This window comes from Candidatus Thiodiazotropha sp. CDECU1, assembly GCF_963455295.1.
Lineage (GTDB): Bacteria > Pseudomonadota > Gammaproteobacteria > Chromatiales > Chromatiaceae > Thiodiazotropha.
In genome coordinates this window covers 3,360,668-3,376,220 of record NZ_OY734020.1, presented here as the reverse complement: position 1 = coordinate 3,376,220, position 15,553 = coordinate 3,360,668, and the positions used below count along the sequence as shown (strand labels likewise).

General features: G+C 54.3%; 16 protein-coding genes. 13 read left to right on the top strand and 3 right to left on the bottom strand.

The annotated features are described in order from the left end of the window. The first annotated feature begins 33 nt into the window (after positions 1-33). From accA to R2K28_RS15315, 6 genes are all read left to right on the top strand, one after another. The gene (accA, locus tag R2K28_RS15340) at positions 34-993 is read left to right on the top strand and encodes an acetyl-CoA carboxylase carboxyl transferase subunit alpha (RefSeq protein WP_116446680.1); all 960 of its coding nucleotides are present in this window, start codon (positions 34-36) and stop codon (positions 991-993) included. 15 nt (positions 994-1,008) lie between these two features. After that, positions 1,009-2,334 (top strand): tRNA lysidine(34) synthetase TilS, encoded by a 1,326-nt coding sequence (tilS, locus tag R2K28_RS15335; protein WP_316365734.1) that lies wholly within the window; start codon positions 1,009-1,011, stop codon positions 2,332-2,334. A 117-nt stretch (positions 2,335-2,451) separates the two neighbouring features. After that, entirely contained in the window at positions 2,452-3,081 is a 630-nt protein-coding gene (locus R2K28_RS15330; RefSeq protein WP_316365733.1) for an ankyrin repeat domain-containing protein, read from the top strand. A gap of 99 nt (positions 3,082-3,180) precedes the next feature. Next, positions 3,181-3,621 carry a universal stress protein gene (locus R2K28_RS15325; protein WP_316365731.1) on the top strand — a complete coding sequence of 147 codons (441 nt, stop codon included), beginning with the start codon at positions 3,181-3,183 and terminating at the stop codon, positions 3,619-3,621. A 245-nt stretch (positions 3,622-3,866) separates the two neighbouring features. Then, positions 3,867-4,457, top strand: a complete 591-nt coding sequence (locus R2K28_RS15320) for an O-methyltransferase (protein ID WP_316365729.1) — start codon at positions 3,867-3,869, stop codon at positions 4,455-4,457. A gap of 46 nt (positions 4,458-4,503) precedes the next feature. After that, a complete protein-coding gene (locus tag R2K28_RS15315; protein WP_316365726.1) occupies positions 4,504-4,959 on the top strand; it encodes a GIY-YIG nuclease family protein in 456 nt (151 codons plus the stop codon). On the opposite strand, the gene trxA is transcribed toward R2K28_RS15315, so the two are convergent. Beyond that, the gene (gene trxA, locus R2K28_RS15310) at positions 4,956-5,819 is read right to left on the bottom strand and encodes a thioredoxin (protein WP_316365724.1); all 864 of its coding nucleotides are present in this window, start codon (positions 5,817-5,819) and stop codon (positions 4,956-4,958) included. The genes R2K28_RS15315 and trxA overlap by 4 nt on opposite strands. 129 nt (positions 5,820-5,948) lie before the next feature. Here trxA and trxC point away from each other — a divergent pair, with 129 nt between their 5' ends. The 3 genes from trxC (at position 5,949) to R2K28_RS15295 (ending at position 8,194) form a co-directional block, all read left to right on the top strand. Then, positions 5,949-6,389: a thioredoxin TrxC gene (trxC, locus tag R2K28_RS15305; RefSeq protein ID WP_316365722.1), complete on the top strand. Its 441-nt coding sequence runs from the start codon at positions 5,949-5,951 to the stop codon at positions 6,387-6,389. A gap of 228 nt (positions 6,390-6,617) precedes the next feature. Continuing rightward, positions 6,618-6,818, top strand: a complete 201-nt coding sequence (locus tag R2K28_RS15300) for a hypothetical protein (RefSeq protein WP_316365720.1) — start codon at positions 6,618-6,620, stop codon at positions 6,816-6,818. Between the two features lie 113 nt (positions 6,819-6,931). Beyond that, positions 6,932-8,194 (top strand): metallophosphoesterase, encoded by a 1,263-nt coding sequence (locus tag R2K28_RS15295; RefSeq protein WP_316365718.1) that lies wholly within the window; start codon positions 6,932-6,934, stop codon positions 8,192-8,194. A gap of 3 nt (positions 8,195-8,197) precedes the next feature. On the opposite strand, the gene R2K28_RS15290 is transcribed toward R2K28_RS15295, so the two are convergent. Further along, positions 8,198-9,124 carry a CHAD domain-containing protein gene (locus tag R2K28_RS15290; protein WP_316365715.1) on the bottom strand — a complete coding sequence of 309 codons (927 nt, stop codon included), beginning with the start codon at positions 9,122-9,124 and terminating at the stop codon, positions 8,198-8,200. Positions 9,125-9,503: 379 nt separating this feature from the next. Here R2K28_RS15290 and carA point away from each other — a divergent pair, with 379 nt between their 5' ends. The 4 genes from carA to greA all read left to right on the top strand — a co-directional run bounded on the left by carA (position 9,504) and on the right by greA (position 14,975). Next, the gene (gene carA / locus R2K28_RS15285; RefSeq protein ID WP_442871404.1) at positions 9,504-10,658 is read left to right on the top strand and encodes a glutamine-hydrolyzing carbamoyl-phosphate synthase small subunit; all 1,155 of its coding nucleotides are present in this window, start codon (positions 9,504-9,506) and stop codon (positions 10,656-10,658) included. A 92-nt stretch (positions 10,659-10,750) separates the two neighbouring features. Continuing rightward, positions 10,751-11,011, top strand: a complete 261-nt coding sequence (locus R2K28_RS15280; protein WP_316365712.1) for a GxxExxY protein — start codon at positions 10,751-10,753, stop codon at positions 11,009-11,011. A gap of 49 nt (positions 11,012-11,060) precedes the next feature. Continuing rightward, on the top strand, positions 11,061-14,270 hold the full coding sequence (carB, locus tag R2K28_RS15275) for a carbamoyl-phosphate synthase large subunit (protein ID WP_316365710.1): 3,210 nt from the start codon (positions 11,061-11,063) through the stop codon (positions 14,268-14,270). 228 nt (positions 14,271-14,498) lie between these two features. Then, positions 14,499-14,975: a transcription elongation factor GreA gene (gene greA, locus R2K28_RS15270; protein ID WP_316365707.1), complete on the top strand. Its 477-nt coding sequence runs from the start codon at positions 14,499-14,501 to the stop codon at positions 14,973-14,975. Between the two features lie 268 nt (positions 14,976-15,243). Here the strand turns inward: greA and yhbY are convergent, their stop codons facing one another. Beyond that, positions 15,244-15,540: a ribosome assembly RNA-binding protein YhbY gene (yhbY, locus tag R2K28_RS15265; protein ID WP_316365704.1), complete on the bottom strand. Its 297-nt coding sequence runs from the start codon at positions 15,538-15,540 to the stop codon at positions 15,244-15,246. Positions 15,541-15,553 lie beyond the last annotated feature (13 nt).

Sequence of the window (15,553 nt, the reverse complement as noted above, 5' to 3'; positions counted from 1 at the left end):
TCCTAACCTATTTGAATCCGGTATATTTCGCGCATGGATCTGAATTTTCTAGAATTTGAACAACCGATCGCCGAACTTGAAGCGAAGATCGAAGAACTCCGCTTGGTGGGTACCGACAACGAGATCAACATCCAGGACGAGATTGCCCGGTTGGAGAACAAGTGTCAGACCCTGACCGAATCGATCTTCTCCAACCTCAAGCCCTGGGATATCTCACAGCTCTCACGTCATCCCCAGCGGCCCTATGTGCTCGACTATATCGACCGCATATTCGACGAGTTCCACGAGCTGCACGGGGACCGGGCCTTTGCCGACGATCATGCCATCGTCGGCGGCGTGGCGCGTCTCGAGGGGCGGCCGGTGATGTTGATCGGCCATCAGAAAGGCCGAGACACCAAGGACAAACTGTTTCGTAACTTCGGCATGCCCCGTCCCGAGGGCTATCGCAAGGCCCTGCGCCTGATGGAGCTGGCGGAGCGTTTCAGATTGCCGGTCATGACCTTCATCGATACCCCGGGCGCCTATCCCGGTGTCGGCGCCGAGGAGCGGGGGCAGAGCGAGGCCATCGCGCGTAACCTCAAGGTGATGTCGGGCCTGCGTACACCGATCATCTGTACCGTGATCGGGGAGGGCGGATCCGGTGGCGCCCTGGCGGTGGGTGTCGGCGATCGCATCCTGATGCTGCAATACAGCACCTACTCGGTGATCTCACCGGAAGGGTGCGCCTCGATCCTCTGGAAAAGCGCGGAAAAGGCCCCCCTGGCTGCCGAGGCCATGGCGATCACCTCAGATCGGCTGAAGGAGCTGGGACTGGTCGACGAGGTCGTGCCGGAGCCCTTGGGCGGCGCCCATCGGGACATCGAGACCATGGCCAAGAGCCTCAAACATGCGTTGGTGGAGGGATTGGACAACATCACCAGCATGGCCGTCGACAAACTGCTCGATACCCGCTATCAGCGGCTCATGCAGTATGGTCAGTTTGCTGGAGACTGATAGCAGGAATCCCTTGTGAACCTCACAGCCAGCCGGCTGCTAGAGACGCTGCGGCAGCTGCCGACTGCATCCAGATGCCATCTCGCCCTCAGCGGTGGACTCGACTCCTGCGTATTGCTCCACCTGCTGGTCCAACTCAGACCCCAACTTCCCTTTGAACTTAGGGCGATCCATGTGCACCACGGATTGCAACATCAGGCCGATAGCTGGCAGAACTTCTGCGAAGAGCTCTGCAATGGCTATGACATTCCCCTGAAAAGCGTACATCTGACCCTCAACGTCGACAGCGGCGAGAGTCTGGAGGCGGTCGCCAGGGAGGCCCGCTACCAGGCAATGGCCGATCAGATGAGGGAGGGGGAGCTGTTGCTGACCGCCCAGCATCGGGACGATCAGGCGGAGACCCTGCTACTGCAACTGCTGCGCGGCAGCGGACCCGCCGGACTCGCCGCCATGCCGCCCCTGGCCCGGTTCGATCCCGGCTGGTTGGCCAGGCCACTATTGGATTGCTCACGCCAATCCCTGGAAGAGTATGCCAGGCGACATGACCTGACCTGGCAGGAGGACCCCTCCAACCAGGATCAGCGCTTCGATCGCAATTTCATCCGCCATCAGGTGATGCCCCTGCTCCGTTCCCGCTGGCCGGCAGCGGCCACCACCCTATCCCGGGCGGCCCGCTTCAGCGGTGAAATGCTGATGCTGGTAAGAGAGGAGGCCGAAGAGGACCTGGCCAAGGCCCGCACTAAAGATGGCGATACCCTCTCGATCTCAGCCCTGAAACAGCTGAACTCCGTTCGCCTCAGAAACCTGCTGCGCCACTGGATCAGCGCCAGCGGCGCCCCCCTGCCCAGTTCGAAAAAGCTCGTGCGCATGGAACAAGAGGCGGTGCATGGCCGCATCGATGCGGTACCGCTGATCAGTTGGGAGGGTTGGGAGGTGCGACGCTATCGTGACCGGCTGTTTCTCAATCCCGCCCAGATGATAGATCTACCCGCCCAGCCGCTGGCCTGGCTCGGAGGGAACGAACTGATACTCCCCAAAGGTTTAGGACGGTTGATTGCGCAACCCGGTGAAGGCGGTGTCTCAGTAACCCGTTGGGAGCAGGCCAAAGTGGAGGTACGATTCAGACAGGGTGGTGAGCGATGTCTGCTGCCCAATCAGTCCCACCATCGGCCGCTGAAAAAACTCTTCCAGGAGTGGGGTGTGCCGACCTGGGAACGGGAGCGTATGCCACTGGTCTACCTGGATGGTGAATTAGCGGTGATACCAGGGTTCTGTATCTGTCAGCCTTTTCAGGCGCGAGTGAGCGAGGATGCCATCCTTATTGAATGGATAAAGGTTTAGCTTTTGAATTCTGCATGTTTGGTTTTGCAACAAGGGTTCCTATACAATCATTGCATTAAATCCAGCTCCCGTGAATCGTTATTTGGACCCTGACATTGGTGTGGAAAGTAATAAGGCATGGGCAGAAGAAGCTTCTCAAACGGATTGTTTTTCGGAGTAGGCATCATAGTCGGAGTGCTGGTTTTGCTGTTTATTGCCGCGCCGCAAATATACCTGTCGTCAGAGAATAGGAACTTTGTTGATTTGCGGGAAAAGTCCAAGCTGGATTGCCTGACCATGCCGTTACATTGTTTAGTCCGTGATGGGGATATCGATGGTCTTACTGGTTACCTAAACAATGGGAAAGAGTTAGAGCTTAAGGACAACTGGGGACGGACTGCGCTCTATTACGCTCTTTGGAATGAGAAGCCGCATATCTTCAAAATGCTATTGAGCGCCGGTAGTGATGTAAACACCAAAGATGAAAATGAGCGGTCAATATTATTTCAAGCGGTTGCCTGGAAAAAGTATGCTGTTGCAACGGAATTGTTGGCCAATGGCGCGGATATCGATGCTTTAAACGGGAAAAAACATCCGCAGACAGCCCTGCACTATTGTGTCATGAAAAATATGCCTGAATGTGTGGAGTTGCTATTGAATCATGGGGCAGATAAAAGCCTCAAGGACTCGTTTGGATATACTCTGTATGAAAGGGTGCGAATGCACAGTCATATTGATGACAGGGTTGGAGATCTGTTGCATAAGTAATCGATAAGCACCTATATGCGTGGGCTGTGCAATCTATTTACCGTGTCAATATTCAATCAATGGATCAATACTTTCTTACATGTCTAATGGGAATGTAATATGAAGATTCTGGTGGCCGTTGATCTTTCCGAGTCGTCACAAAAGATCGTCACAAAGGCTGAAGAGATCGCACAAGCATTGTCAGCAACTATTTGGCTGCTGCATGTCGCAGAACCTGAACCGGATTTCGTCGGTTATGAAGTGGGACCGCAATCGGTTCGGGATTCACTCTCGCAGAAATTCCATGATGAACATCGCCAGATCCAAGAGATGGCTGATAGTATGCGAGAGAAGAAGCTGGACGTAACTGCACTTCTGATGCAAGGATCAACTGCAGAAACCATTCTGCAAGAGGCCTCAAGGTTGGGTGTGGATATGATTGTCATAGGCTCGCACGGGCGAGGAGCCATGTATCAGCTTCTTATGGGGAGTGTTACTGAAGGTGTGCTCCATGCGGCAACGTGTCCGGTCCTGATAGTCCCGACACGGAAACAGGTATGACAGCAGCGAATGGATCCAGGATATGGCATGCAAAGCCCGAGGCGTGATCTGTAAAAACGCTACTTGCCCCATTACTGCTACTATCCCTAACAGACTGTGCAGGCTTGCCAAACAGGTCATAGCAGGAAATAAACGAGCGTAAAGTAGTTTTCGCCAGCAAAGGAGAGGGCAGTCCGCTGGTTGTCTTGGAGCCTGGACCTGGGCCTGCAATCCACCCTATCTAACAATCCATAGTGTAAAGTTCGATGAATCAATCACTACAAGATCTGTTGAGCGAACTCGAAGCGTTTGGGCAAAATAACGATCAAGCCATCTCGGATCGACCCCGGCGTATGCTCAACATTACCCGCGACACGGGTGAATTTCTTTCAGTTATGGTACAGGCAACCAACGCCAGGCGTATACTTGAAATCGGCACCTCAAACGGTTATTCAACCCTTTGGCTTGCGCAAGCGGCACAGGCCATCGATGGTCAAGTCATCACTGTTGAGTTATCCGATTACAAAATAGAGCTGGCTGCCAGGAATTTTGCACGCTCGGGTATATCCAACTTCATTACCCAAGTGGAAGGCAATGCTGCAGATCTTCTCGAGGCGAAGAGCGACAGCAGTTTTGATCTGCTGTTTCTCGACTCCGAACGGAGTGAATACCTTGACTGGTGGCCGAACATCCGTCGCATACTCCGCCCGGGTGGTTTGCTTGTGATGGACAACGCCCTATCCCACGCCGAGGAAGTCGCACATTTTATCGGCATCGTTTCCGCAGACCCGGCTTTCTCTACTTGTACCCTACCGGTCGGCAATGGCGAGTTTCTTGCCAACCGTGCCAATCGTTGACCGTCACCCCTGCAGGCCGGTTGAAAACAAGCATGGCAGCGGTTGCATGAAAACTGAATCCGGTACCTACGCCATATTATTGAGGACAGACGAAAACAGTGCTGTGGAGATAGGGCGTTGGGGAGTCCTGCATGTCAGACCTGGTTACTATCTTTATGTGGGCAGTGCATTCGGCCCAGGCGGTGTTCGTGGGCGTGTCTCTAGACATTGCCGGGAGTCGAAGTCGAAGCATTGGCATATCGATTATTTAAGAGAGATGGCAATCATCGAATCAGTCTGGTACAGCCACAGTCAGACTCGCCTGGAACACCGCTGGGCGAAGGCATTGGCTAAATGGAGCAAGGCAGAGTCGCTGCCGGGTTTTGGCTGTAGTGACTGCAATTGCGATTCCCACCTCTTCTATTTCAGGCAGGCGCCAACCTTGGCTGGGCTTGCCAAGACCCTTGGATGTTGTGTTGAATCATGGTCCTGTGAGGAGACCCGGCAGCAAGTTAAAGGCTAGTGAAGAAAATTAAACATCCGGTTGCGATAACGCTTCACCAGTTCACCCTGTCCACCCAACAACTCAAATATCCGCAACATCTCCTTCTGCGCCGCATTGTCCCCATAACTGCGATCCTTCTGTAACAGGGTCATGAGCAGTTCAAGGGCCCTTTCGAAATCGTTTTCCATCACCTTGTGGGTGGCCAGAAGATGCAGGGCTTCGCTGTCAGCGGGATTTGCCTGCAGACGTTTCTCCAGTTCCGCTGCCGGCGGGCTGTCAGCGGTTGCGCGATCGATTTCGATCCGCGCCAACATGGAGGCCACCTCCGGCTTGTTCCTCTCTTCAGGGGGCAGGGCCTTAAGCAGTTTTTCAGCCTCATCCAGCTTGCCCAGGGTGGCCATATAGCGCGCATAAGAGAGTCTGACCCGAGGGCTTTCCGGATCGGTCTCACTGGCCTGTTTGAGCAGGGCCTCGGCCCCCTCCGCATCCCCCTGCAGCAGCAGGGCATCGGCCTGGTCCAGCAGGGCATCCGACTCGCGGGGAATATGCTTGTCGAGGAAGCTGCGGATCTCCGCTTCCGGCAATGCCCCCATGAACTCATCCACCACCTGGCCCTGATGGAACAGCTTTACGCTGGGGATGCTGCGTACCTGGAAATGGGCGGCCAGCTGTTGTTCCTGCTCGGTGTTGACCTTCGCCACTAGGAACTTACCCGCATATTCATCCGCCAGTTTCGCCAGGGTCGGCATCAGGCTCTTGCAGGGATTGCACCACTCGGCCCAGAAGTCCACCAGTACCGGTACATGCATGGAGTTTTCCAGCACCAGCTGTTGAAAGCGGTCTGTGGTGACATCAAAGACATAGGATTGGTCCGCCATAAGTGAAAGCTCCTGTGCATAAGCCGATAAGGGGCGCCATTATACTGAATTCAAGCCAGAATGTTGGACTTGAAATCCCCCTCGTCACGCCCCATTTAAGGCATAATCCAAACGTATAGAATCAGTATCATGAGTGAAGCCCTACATATCGTCTGTCCCCATTGCGACGGCATCAACCGGGTCCCTGCCGAGCGGCTGCAGGACAGAGCCAAATGTGGCAAGTGCCACCAACCGCTTTTCATGGGCCAGCCCCTGGCCCTGGATGAGGGGCGCTTCCCGCGCCATGCGCAGAAGAGCGACATCCCCCTGCTCATCGATTTCTGGGCGCCCTGGTGCGGACCCTGCCAGATGATGGCCCCGGCCTTCGAGCAGGCGGCCGCCCAACTCGAACCGGCGGTCAGGCTGGTCAAGGTCAACACTGAAGAGGCACAACAGCTGGGCGCCCGTTTCGGCATACGCAGTATTCCCACACTGATGCTGATGCGCGGCGGTAGAGAGGTTGCGCGCCAGGCAGGGGCCATGGATCAGGGGGGGATTGTGCAATGGACCCGTCAGCACCTCACAGGATAGTAAACCACTACAGGCTACCAAGGCCCTTACGCTAAAGGTAAAAACGACTGCCGTTTTCGCTGGTTGATCCCGATTAGAGCATCTTGCAAGCAATTGCGAAGTTGGGCGAGCCGGTCCGCTTGGCCAGTTCTATCTTGATCAGAAAATGAACCCCCCATTTTGTAGGTCGTTGATATCGGTTATGGTAATACTGTAGCCAAGACGAACAGATCATTTTCAGGTGAGGATATGGGCAACAGACTGTCGAGTGGAATCACCGGATGGTGTAGCAACAAGTACGATAAACGTGAAGATAGTGAGGATTACCGGATCGCCTTTGCCGGCGGTCAGGGAATAATCATGTTGGACTTGGATCTGGACGACGACGTGCACTATTTCACTGCCGGTGCAGTTTATGAGTCGCAGCTGACCAATTTTTCTGATCGATGAATAAACGGACTGAGGAGGCAGGTCTTAGGGCCTGTTAACACTAATCCAATGCACTCTGTTGTGCCTGAAAAAGCGCCAATCAAGGCGCGAGGAGCGAGGTTTGGTTGTTCCAAATGAGCGACGAGCAACGCCGAGTGGCGCTTTTTCAGGCGCAACCCGGAGGGCTGGGGCTGTTTTTGTGCCCAGCGGCGTTATTATTCGCTCATGTAGCCGGGCTACACCACGCTCATTCTGCCTTGCTGGGTGCAAAAACAGTCCCAGCAGAGTGCATTGGATTAGTGTTAACAGGCCCTAGCCTTTTCCGACGATCATTACAGCTTGTCAGGTACCTGTTGACACGCTTATACCCCCTTTCCAAAAAGGGACAGAATGACACTCAGTCATCGACGCAATCACCAGCGTTGATTCAAGAGGAAAAACCGCAATCCCCGGCATCGGTTCAAGAGGAAAAACCGCAATCCCCCGCTGAATCCGTAGAAAACCAGCTCAGATGTATTGTGCTCTCTGATACTGAAAATGAAATAGTCTCGGTCGAAAACACATTGCGTTACGCGACGATCATCAATGACCGGGGAAAGCTGGTGGATGATTTGAACGGTATCGCAATAATCCACACGGGTGACCTGCTGGATAAGAAAAGACCTGATCCTTCGGTTGTGGATTTCTGGCGGCAGACTCGGCGACAAGCGGAGTTGAACGGAGGGCGTGTGAAAATAGTTGTCGGCAACCACGAGCAGGAGGTCTGGCAAAAAATTGAAGCCGGTAAAAAAATTGGTCTGGGAAAAGATCAATTGGCAGAGTTGAGACTGTTTATTGAATCATTGGATCTGTTTCATCTGGAGGGAGGCGTTCTTTTCATCCATGGTTATCCAACCCTGGAGTTTTTACGTACATTGCAACACTATTGTGAGGTAACGGGAAATGATCTGAATCGATTTAATTCAGATCACTATGAGAAGGCCTTCAAAAGCCCTGAGGCAATGCAGCTATATACCTACACGCGAGACAATAAACAGAGTAATTATCTGCTCTATGATGTTAAGAATGCGGTGCAATATTATAAAAAACACGGCAAATCGATTGATATGCTGTTTAAGGCATTGAAGATAGAAATTGTCATCCACGGACACAGACCGCAGCGTTCAGGTGTGCAGCTTGATTATGAATTCAGGAAGTGGCTTCCGAGTGTAAGAATGATCTGCAATGATACAATGGTGGGACGTAAGGGTTTGGGTGCAACCGTGCTTCGGTCATGTACAGACGGGAAGATCGATATTGTATTCATCAATACCAAAAACAAGTCTAAAAAGCAGCGGAGAATCATCTCTGAATATCTTGGCGCCAATCAGAGTGGATATACGGCAGAGATCCAATAAACGCTAGGGTTCTTTTCTCCACCAGGGTTGCTTTGCATTGACGAACTCCTCCCAGCGATCATCAAAGGTGTCCAGCATTTCATAAAACTGACGCGTGCGCCAACCGACCAGGCCTCCGGCATATTCCAGAACTTCATGGTTGTTTTCATTTTCCATCATGATATCCAGAAGATGCTTCATGACCGATATATCGTTCAGGATACCCAGCAGATCCTGCAAACTTTTCATGTGGCCTATAAAGTCATCCAAACCTTTCAATATTGGAATGAAGAATTCGGCAGCGTAACGAAGTTTTTTGCATTCGATGCGTAACTTATGCATCTCTTGAGCTGATTCCTTGTTCACATCGCTGCCAGCCTCCAATACGCCTCGTTCCAGGTTGTCCAGCAACCTACGGGAAAAGGGGACAATGTTTATTGATAAGTTGTTGCGATGCTTGGTCTTCAATTCCGCCTGCTCCCACTCCCTGGCGTCGATCCATTTGGGGAAATTGTCTTTGAAGTGTTTGTATTGGTCGCTGTCGAGCATGGTGTTGACTTGCTGGTAGGCCTGTTCCCTGTGACGATGGGTGATCAGGGTGACGCCTTCTTCACCACGTAACGGCAGTTTGCCTCGAATTGCACCAAGTCCCTCCTCAATGAAGACATCCAGGTCCCTTGCCATTCCCAACTGGCTGGCGAGATCCCGTAACTCGTTGGACCAGGGCTTGGCGACTTTGCGGGGGATGGCTGCGCGAAAGGCAGACAGGGCGGAACGCATTCGTCTGAACGCTACCCGTGTCTGGTGTACGCCTTCGATATCGTCCCAGGAACGTGCGCTCTGTTCCCATGCCAGCAGATAGTTGAAATTATGTTGGAGAATGATCTGAACGGCTTCGCTGACGCTTTGTTCAGTATCGATGGGTGCTGCTGATTTGGTTTTTTTTATCATTGACGAATAAGTACGTTGAAATAACAGGTTCTATATCAAAGGCCCTGTTAAAAAACTGCCAGGCAATCGCGTCATACTATCAACATGACTCTAGCAGAAATAAGCAGATATGGCAGTCAATAAGTGGAGCTTGAACTGGTTCATGAAGAAAGCGTTCCGTGACCGCAATCGCCGCCTGTGATCCGCCTGCAGGAGCGGGAATGTGATTCACCATGATCCCTAGAGGATAGACAGTCACCTTTGCCATCAGTACAATACCGATTCAATTATTTCGGGTGCACCTCTTTGATCGACGCGCTCGGAACCTACTGAAATCGCATACACTGGGGCAGGCACTTCGTGACCTGCCCCTTTTTGCACGCCTGTAGTGGAGAGACTCTTGAGAAAACCCGCAATTCTGGTCCTGGAGGATGGCAGCCAGTTCAGGGGAGAAGCCATCGGTGCCGAGGGTGAGACCGTCGGCGAGGTGGTTTTCAATACCGCGATGACCGGCTATCAGGAGATTCTTACCGATCCCTCCTATCGCAAGCAGATCGTCACCCTGACCTATCCCCATATCGGTAACACGGGTATTAACCAGGAGGACGAGGAGTCGGGACATATTCATGCCGCCGGCCTGGTGATACGGGACCTGCCGCTGATCACCAGCAACTGGCGCTCCGAGGAGAGCCTGGAGCACTACCTGGAGCGTCACGGCATCCTGGCCATCGCCGGTATCGATACCCGCAAACTGACCCGCATCCTGCGGGAGAAAGGGGCGCAGAACGGCGCCATTATCGCGGGGGATAATCCCGATCCTGCAAAAGGTCTGGAGCTTGCCAAGGGATTCCCGGGGCTGAAGGGCATGGACCTGGCACAGGAGGTGACCACCCAGTCACCCTATGAGTGGGCCCAGGGCACCTGGACCCTTGAAGAGGGCCATCCCGAGGCGCCCCATCCCGTCGAAGAGAAGCTGCCCTATCATGTGGTCGCCTACGACTACGGTATCAAACGCAACATCCTGCGCATGCTGGTCGATCGGGAGTGCCGGATCACCGTGGTACCGGCGCAGATGCCGGCGGAAGAGGTGCTGGCGATGCAGCCCGACGGGGTGTTCCTCTCCAACGGGCCTGGTGATCCGGAGCCCTGCGACTACGCCATCGATTCCATCCGCAAGATCGTCGATAGCGGACTGCCCATATTCGGGATCTGCCTGGGTCACCAGTTGCTGGCGCTGGCATCCGGCGCCAAGACAATGAAGATGAAGTTCGGTCATCACGGCGCCAACCATCCGGTCCAGGATCTGGAAAAAGGCACGGTCATGATCAGCAGCCAGAACCATGGCTTCGCGGTAGACGAGGAGAGCCTGCCCGATCACCTGAGTGCCACCCATCGCTCCCTGTTCGACAGCACGCTGCAGGGCATCCATCGCAGCGACAGGCCCGCCTTCAGTTTCCAGGGTCATCCGGAAGCGAGTCCCGGGCCGCATGATGTCGCACCGGTGTTCGATCACTTTATCGAATTGATGAAAACAAGAGATTCAAACCCCGATTAGATTGTAGGGTGCGGCTTGCCGCACCGGTGTGAGAAATTTCAGAGTCATTCGGTGCGGCAAGCCGCACCCTACATTGACTTAAGAGAAAGGGGTTGTCTTTTGAAAGGCAGAAATATTTAGAGGTCGGATACAAGGGCCATGTTGTGGGAAATTATGTTGCGGATATTGTTGTGGAGAACAATCTGTTGGTGGAACTCAAGACCTTGTCGGCTCTGACCAAAGAACATGATGCACAGGTGATGAACTATCTCTGTGCAACAGGATTGAGAGTTGCGTTGTTACTCAATTTCGGCACACCTCGATTGGGTGTGCGCAGACTTGTATGGCGGCATGACGACGCTTCCATAATCTGATTTTTTTAATTTGCGTTCATTCGCGTTCATTTGCGGACTGAAATATTAAATGCCAAAACGTACAGACATACAAAGCATCATGATCATAGGCGCCGGGCCGATTGTTATAGGGCAGGCGTGTGAATTTGATTACTCCGGGGCCCAGGCCTGTAAGGCGTTGCGGGAGGAGGGGTTTCGGGTCATCCTGGTCAACTCCAATCCGGCGACCATCATGACCGATCCGGATATGGCGGATGCGATCTATATCGAGCCGATCACCTGGAAGACCCTGGAGCGGATCATCGAGAAGGAGCGCCCTGACGTCCTGCTGCCGACCATGGGCGGGCAGACAGCGCTCAACTCCGCCCTCGACCTGGTGCGCGAAGGGGTGCTGGAGAAGTATGGCGTGGAGATGATCGGCGCCTCGCGGGAGGCGATCGACAAGGCGGAGGATAGGGACCTGTTTCGCCAGGCGATGCGCAAGATCGGCCTCGACATGCCCCGTTCCGCCATTGCCCACAGTCTGGAAGAGGCGCAACAGGTGCAGGCGCAGATCGGCTACCCCACCATCATCCGACCCTCCTTCACCATGGGCGGCAGTGGTGGCGGCATCGCCTACAATCCGGATGAGTTCGTCGAGATCTGCGAACGCGGCCTCGATCTCTCGCCCACCAATGAACTGTTGATCGAGGAGTCGATCCTGGGCTGGAAAGAGTACGAGATGGAGGTGGTGCGTGACCGCAACGACAACTGCATCATCATCTGCTCCATCGAGAATCTGGATCCCATGGGTGTGCATACCGGTGACTCCATCACCGTGGCCCCTGCCCAGACCCTGACCGACAAGGAGTACCAGATCATGCGCGACGCCTCCCTGGCGGTGCTGCGTGAGATCGGTGTGGAGACCGGCGGTTCCAACGTCCAGTTCGCGATCAATCCGGAGAACGGACGGATGATCATCATCGAGATGAATCCCCGGGTCTCCCGCTCCTCTGCCCTGGCCTCCAAGGCGACCGGTTTCCCCATTGCCAAGGTGGCGGCCAAGCTGGCGGTTGGCTACACCCTGGACGAACTGCAGAACGAGATCACCGGCGGCGCCACCCCCGCCTCATTCGAGCCCAGTATCGACTATGTGGTCACCAAGGTACCCCGTTTCGCCTTCGAAAAGTTTCCCCTGGCCGACGACAGGCTGACAACACAGATGAAGTCGGTTGGCGAGGTGATGGCGATCGGCCGCACCTTTCAGGAGTCGTTGCAGAAGGCGTTGCGTGGCCTGGAGATCGGTAAATATGGCCTGAATGAGATCCTCGATCTCAACGAAGATGACGTGCGCGATACCCTGGTCAGGGAGATCCGCCTGCCCGGTCCCGAACGGCTCTGGTATGTGGCCGAGTGTTTTCGTTTCGGCATGAGTCTGGAAGAGATCTTCGATATCTGCGCCATCGATCCCTGGTTCCTGGTGCAGATCGAGGAGCTGGTGAATATAGAACGTGAGCTCTCCGGTCAGGGTCTGGAGGCGTTGGATGGGGAGCGGTTGCGCTTTCTCAAACGCAAGGGGTTCGCCGATCGGCGCATCGCGGAGCTGGTGGACAGCAGTGAGGCCGAGATACGCCGGCTGCGTCACGATGCAGGCATCCGCCCGGTGTTCAAACGGGTCGATACCTGTGCCGCCGAGTTTGCTACCAGTACCGCCTACATGTACTCCACCTATGAAGAGGAGTGCGAGGCCCAACCCTCGGAACGAAAGAAGATCATGGTCCTCGGTGGCGGACCCAACCGCATCGGCCAGGGTATCGAGTTCGACTACTGCTGCGTCCATGCCGCCTTCGCCATGCGCGACGACGGCTATGAGACGATCATGGTCAACTGCAATCCGGAGACCGTCTCCACCGATTACGACACCTCGGATCGGCTCTATTTCGAGCCCTTGACCCTGGAGGATGTACTCGAGGTGATCCACAAGGAGCAGCCAGCCGGTGTGATCGTACAGTACGGCGGTCAGACTCCACTCAAGCTGGCCAACGATCTGGAGGCGGCGGGTGCGCCGATCATCGGTACCAGTCCCGATTCCATCGATCTCGCCGAGGATCGGGAGCGCTTCCAGCAACTGGTGGAAAAGCTCAACCTCCGGCAGCCCCCCAACAGGACGGCGAGGGATACCGAGAGTGCGGTGCAACTGGCCGATGAGATAGGTTATCCCCTGGTGGTGCGCCCCTCCTATGTACTGGGCGGGCGGGCCATGGAGATTGTCTATAACGAAAGTGAACTGCGGCGCTACATGCGTGAGGCGGTGAGTGTCTCCAATGACTCGCCGGTACTGCTGGACCGTTTTCTGGATGACGCCATCGAGGTCGATATCGATGCCATCTGTGACGGTAAGGATGTGCTCATCGGTGGCATCATGGAACATATCGAACAGGCCGGCGTCCACTCAGGAGACTCAGCCTGCTCATTACCCCCTTATACTCTCTCAGCTGCGGTCCAGGATCGGATGCGGGAGCAGATGCGTAAGATGGCCCTGGAGTTGAAGGTGGTCGGGCTGATGAATGCCCAGTTTGCCATCAAGGATGACATGATCTACCTGCTAGAGGTCAATCCCCGTGCCTCGCGTACGGTGCCGTTCGTCTCCAAGGCCACCGGAGTACAGTTGGCAAAGGTCGCTGCCCGCTGCATGGCGGGGACATCCCTAAAGGAACAGGGCATCACAAAAGAGGTGATTCCGGAGAACTATTTCGTCAAAGAGGCGGTCTTTCCCTTTGTGAAGTTTCCCGGGGTGGATACCGTCCTCGGGCCTGAGATGAAATCCACCGGTGAAGTAATGGGGGTTGGCAGGACCTTCGGTGAGGCCTATAACAAGTCGATCATGGGTGCCGGCTCCGGGTTGCCACAAGGAGGCCGGGCACTGCTGAGTGTGCGTCCGGCGGACAAGGTGAGGGCTGTACAGGTGGCCCAGGACCTGATCGATCTGGGTTTCAACCTGATGGCAACCGGTGGTACCTGTAGGGTGATTCAGGATGCCGGTCTGGAATGTGCGCGGATCAATAAGGTGATGGAGGGCAGGCCGCATATCGTCGACTCCATCAAGAATCACGAAGTCAGCTTTATCGTGAATACCACCGAGGGTGCGCAGGCGATTGCCGACTCTGCTGAGATTCGGCGTACGGCGCTACAACACAAGGTCAGCTATACCACCACCATCTCCGGTGCTGAGGCAACCTGTCTGGCGTTGAAACAACTGGATGAATTGAACGTCAATCGACTTCAAGATCTCCATCAATAGATGGAAATTGGTGAGCAAACCGCAAATGGACGCAAATCACCCCAATAGTCGCAAATAATTTAAATACGTAGGGTGCGGCTAGCCGCACCGTGGGTGGTTGATTTATTAAATGTTGTCCTTATTGATGCTGGATCATGTGGAATGCTAATAAACATTTTTTGATCTACGTCTATTCGTGTTAACACGATAGCGTTATTTCTGAAAACCAGGATATAGAGGATATATTCGATGAGCAAGGTACCGTTGACGGCCAAAGGCGCGGCTAAGCTGCAGGATGAGCTGAAGCAGTTGAAAACCATCGAGCGGCCGAAAGTCATCAAGGCGATTGCCGAGGCGAGAGCGCATGGCGATCTGAAGGAGAACGCGGAGTATCATGCCGCCCGTGATCAGCAGAGTTTCATCGAAGGCCGGATCAAGGATATCGAAGGCAAACTCTCCCATGCCCAGATCATCGATGTCACCAAATTGGATGCGGGTGGAAAGGTGGTTTTCGGTGCTACGGTGGTGGTGTTGGAACTGGACAATGATGAGGAGTTCACCTATCAGATCGTCGGTGATGACGAAGCCGATATCAAACATGGCCTGGTTTCGATCAGCTCGCCGATTGCACGTGCCCTGATCGGCAAGCAGGAGGGGGATGATGTATTCCTCGAGACCCCGGGCGGACCAAGGGAGTTCGAGATTCTGGAAGTACGCTACGTGTGAGTACCGATCGCGCTGGTTTGTTTATAACGCAAAGATCGCAAAGGCAAGACGCTAGGGACGCCAAGTCAAAAAAATGCTTTCCGTGCAGGTGCGTTTCTGCATTAACACCCTTCGCGGGCTATGCGTCACCATTGCGTACTTTGCGTTATAGGGAGACGCAATGGACGCCAAGTTAAAAATGCTTATTACCCAGGGGCGTTTCTGCATTAATACCCTTTGCGGGCTATGCGTCACCATTGCGTACTTTGCGTTATAAACCCAACCTGGTTTAAATAACAACCCTGTTTTTCTTCTTTTTCGGATTGGGCCGATAGAATATCGCCACCCGGCCGATGATCTGGATCAGTTCCGCCGATAGGCGTTCTACGATATCGCCGCTGAGTTGGATGCGATCCTCTTTGTCCGCGCCCGCCAGTTTGACCTTGATCAGTTCATGGGTGTTGAGGGTGGTGTCGATTTCGTTGAGCACCCCCTCACTGAGGCCGTGCTGACCGACGATGACCACCGGTTTTAGGTCATGGGCGAGTTTTTTCAATGTACGGTTTTGCGCGGTAGTGAGCGGCATGACAGCTATCTTG

Bases quoted from the DNA above. Each gene is read 5' to 3' on its own strand.
- accA (WP_116446680.1), top strand. From the start codon at position 34: ATGGATCTGAATTTTCTAGAATTTGAACAACCGATCGCCGAACTTGAA.
- R2K28_RS15330 (WP_316365733.1), top strand. From the start codon at position 2,452: ATGGGCAGAAGAAGCTTCTCAAACGGATTGTTTTTCGGAGTAGGCATC.
- R2K28_RS15325 (WP_316365731.1), top strand. From the start codon at position 3,181: ATGAAGATTCTGGTGGCCGTTGATCTTTCCGAGTCGTCACAAAAGATC.
- R2K28_RS15320 (WP_316365729.1), top strand. From the start codon at position 3,867: ATGAATCAATCACTACAAGATCTGTTGAGCGAACTCGAAGCGTTTGGG.
- R2K28_RS15315 (WP_316365726.1), top strand. From the start codon at position 4,504: ATGAAAACTGAATCCGGTACCTACGCCATATTATTGAGGACAGACGAA.
- trxA (WP_316365724.1), bottom strand. From the start codon at position 5,819: ATGGCGGACCAATCCTATGTCTTTGATGTCACCACAGACCGCTTTCAA.
- trxC (WP_316365722.1), top strand. From the start codon at position 5,949: ATGAGTGAAGCCCTACATATCGTCTGTCCCCATTGCGACGGCATCAAC.
- R2K28_RS15300 (WP_316365720.1), top strand. From the start codon at position 6,618: ATGGGCAACAGACTGTCGAGTGGAATCACCGGATGGTGTAGCAACAAG.
- R2K28_RS15295 (WP_316365718.1), top strand. From the start codon at position 6,932: ATGAGCGACGAGCAACGCCGAGTGGCGCTTTTTCAGGCGCAACCCGGA.
- R2K28_RS15290 (WP_316365715.1), bottom strand. From the start codon at position 9,124: ATGATAAAAAAAACCAAATCAGCAGCACCCATCGATACTGAACAAAGC.
- carB (WP_316365710.1), top strand. From the start codon at position 11,061: ATGCCAAAACGTACAGACATACAAAGCATCATGATCATAGGCGCCGGG.
- greA (WP_316365707.1), top strand. From the start codon at position 14,499: ATGAGCAAGGTACCGTTGACGGCCAAAGGCGCGGCTAAGCTGCAGGAT.
- yhbY (WP_316365704.1), bottom strand. From the start codon at position 15,540: ATGCCGCTCACTACCGCGCAAAACCGTACATTGAAAAAACTCGCCCAT.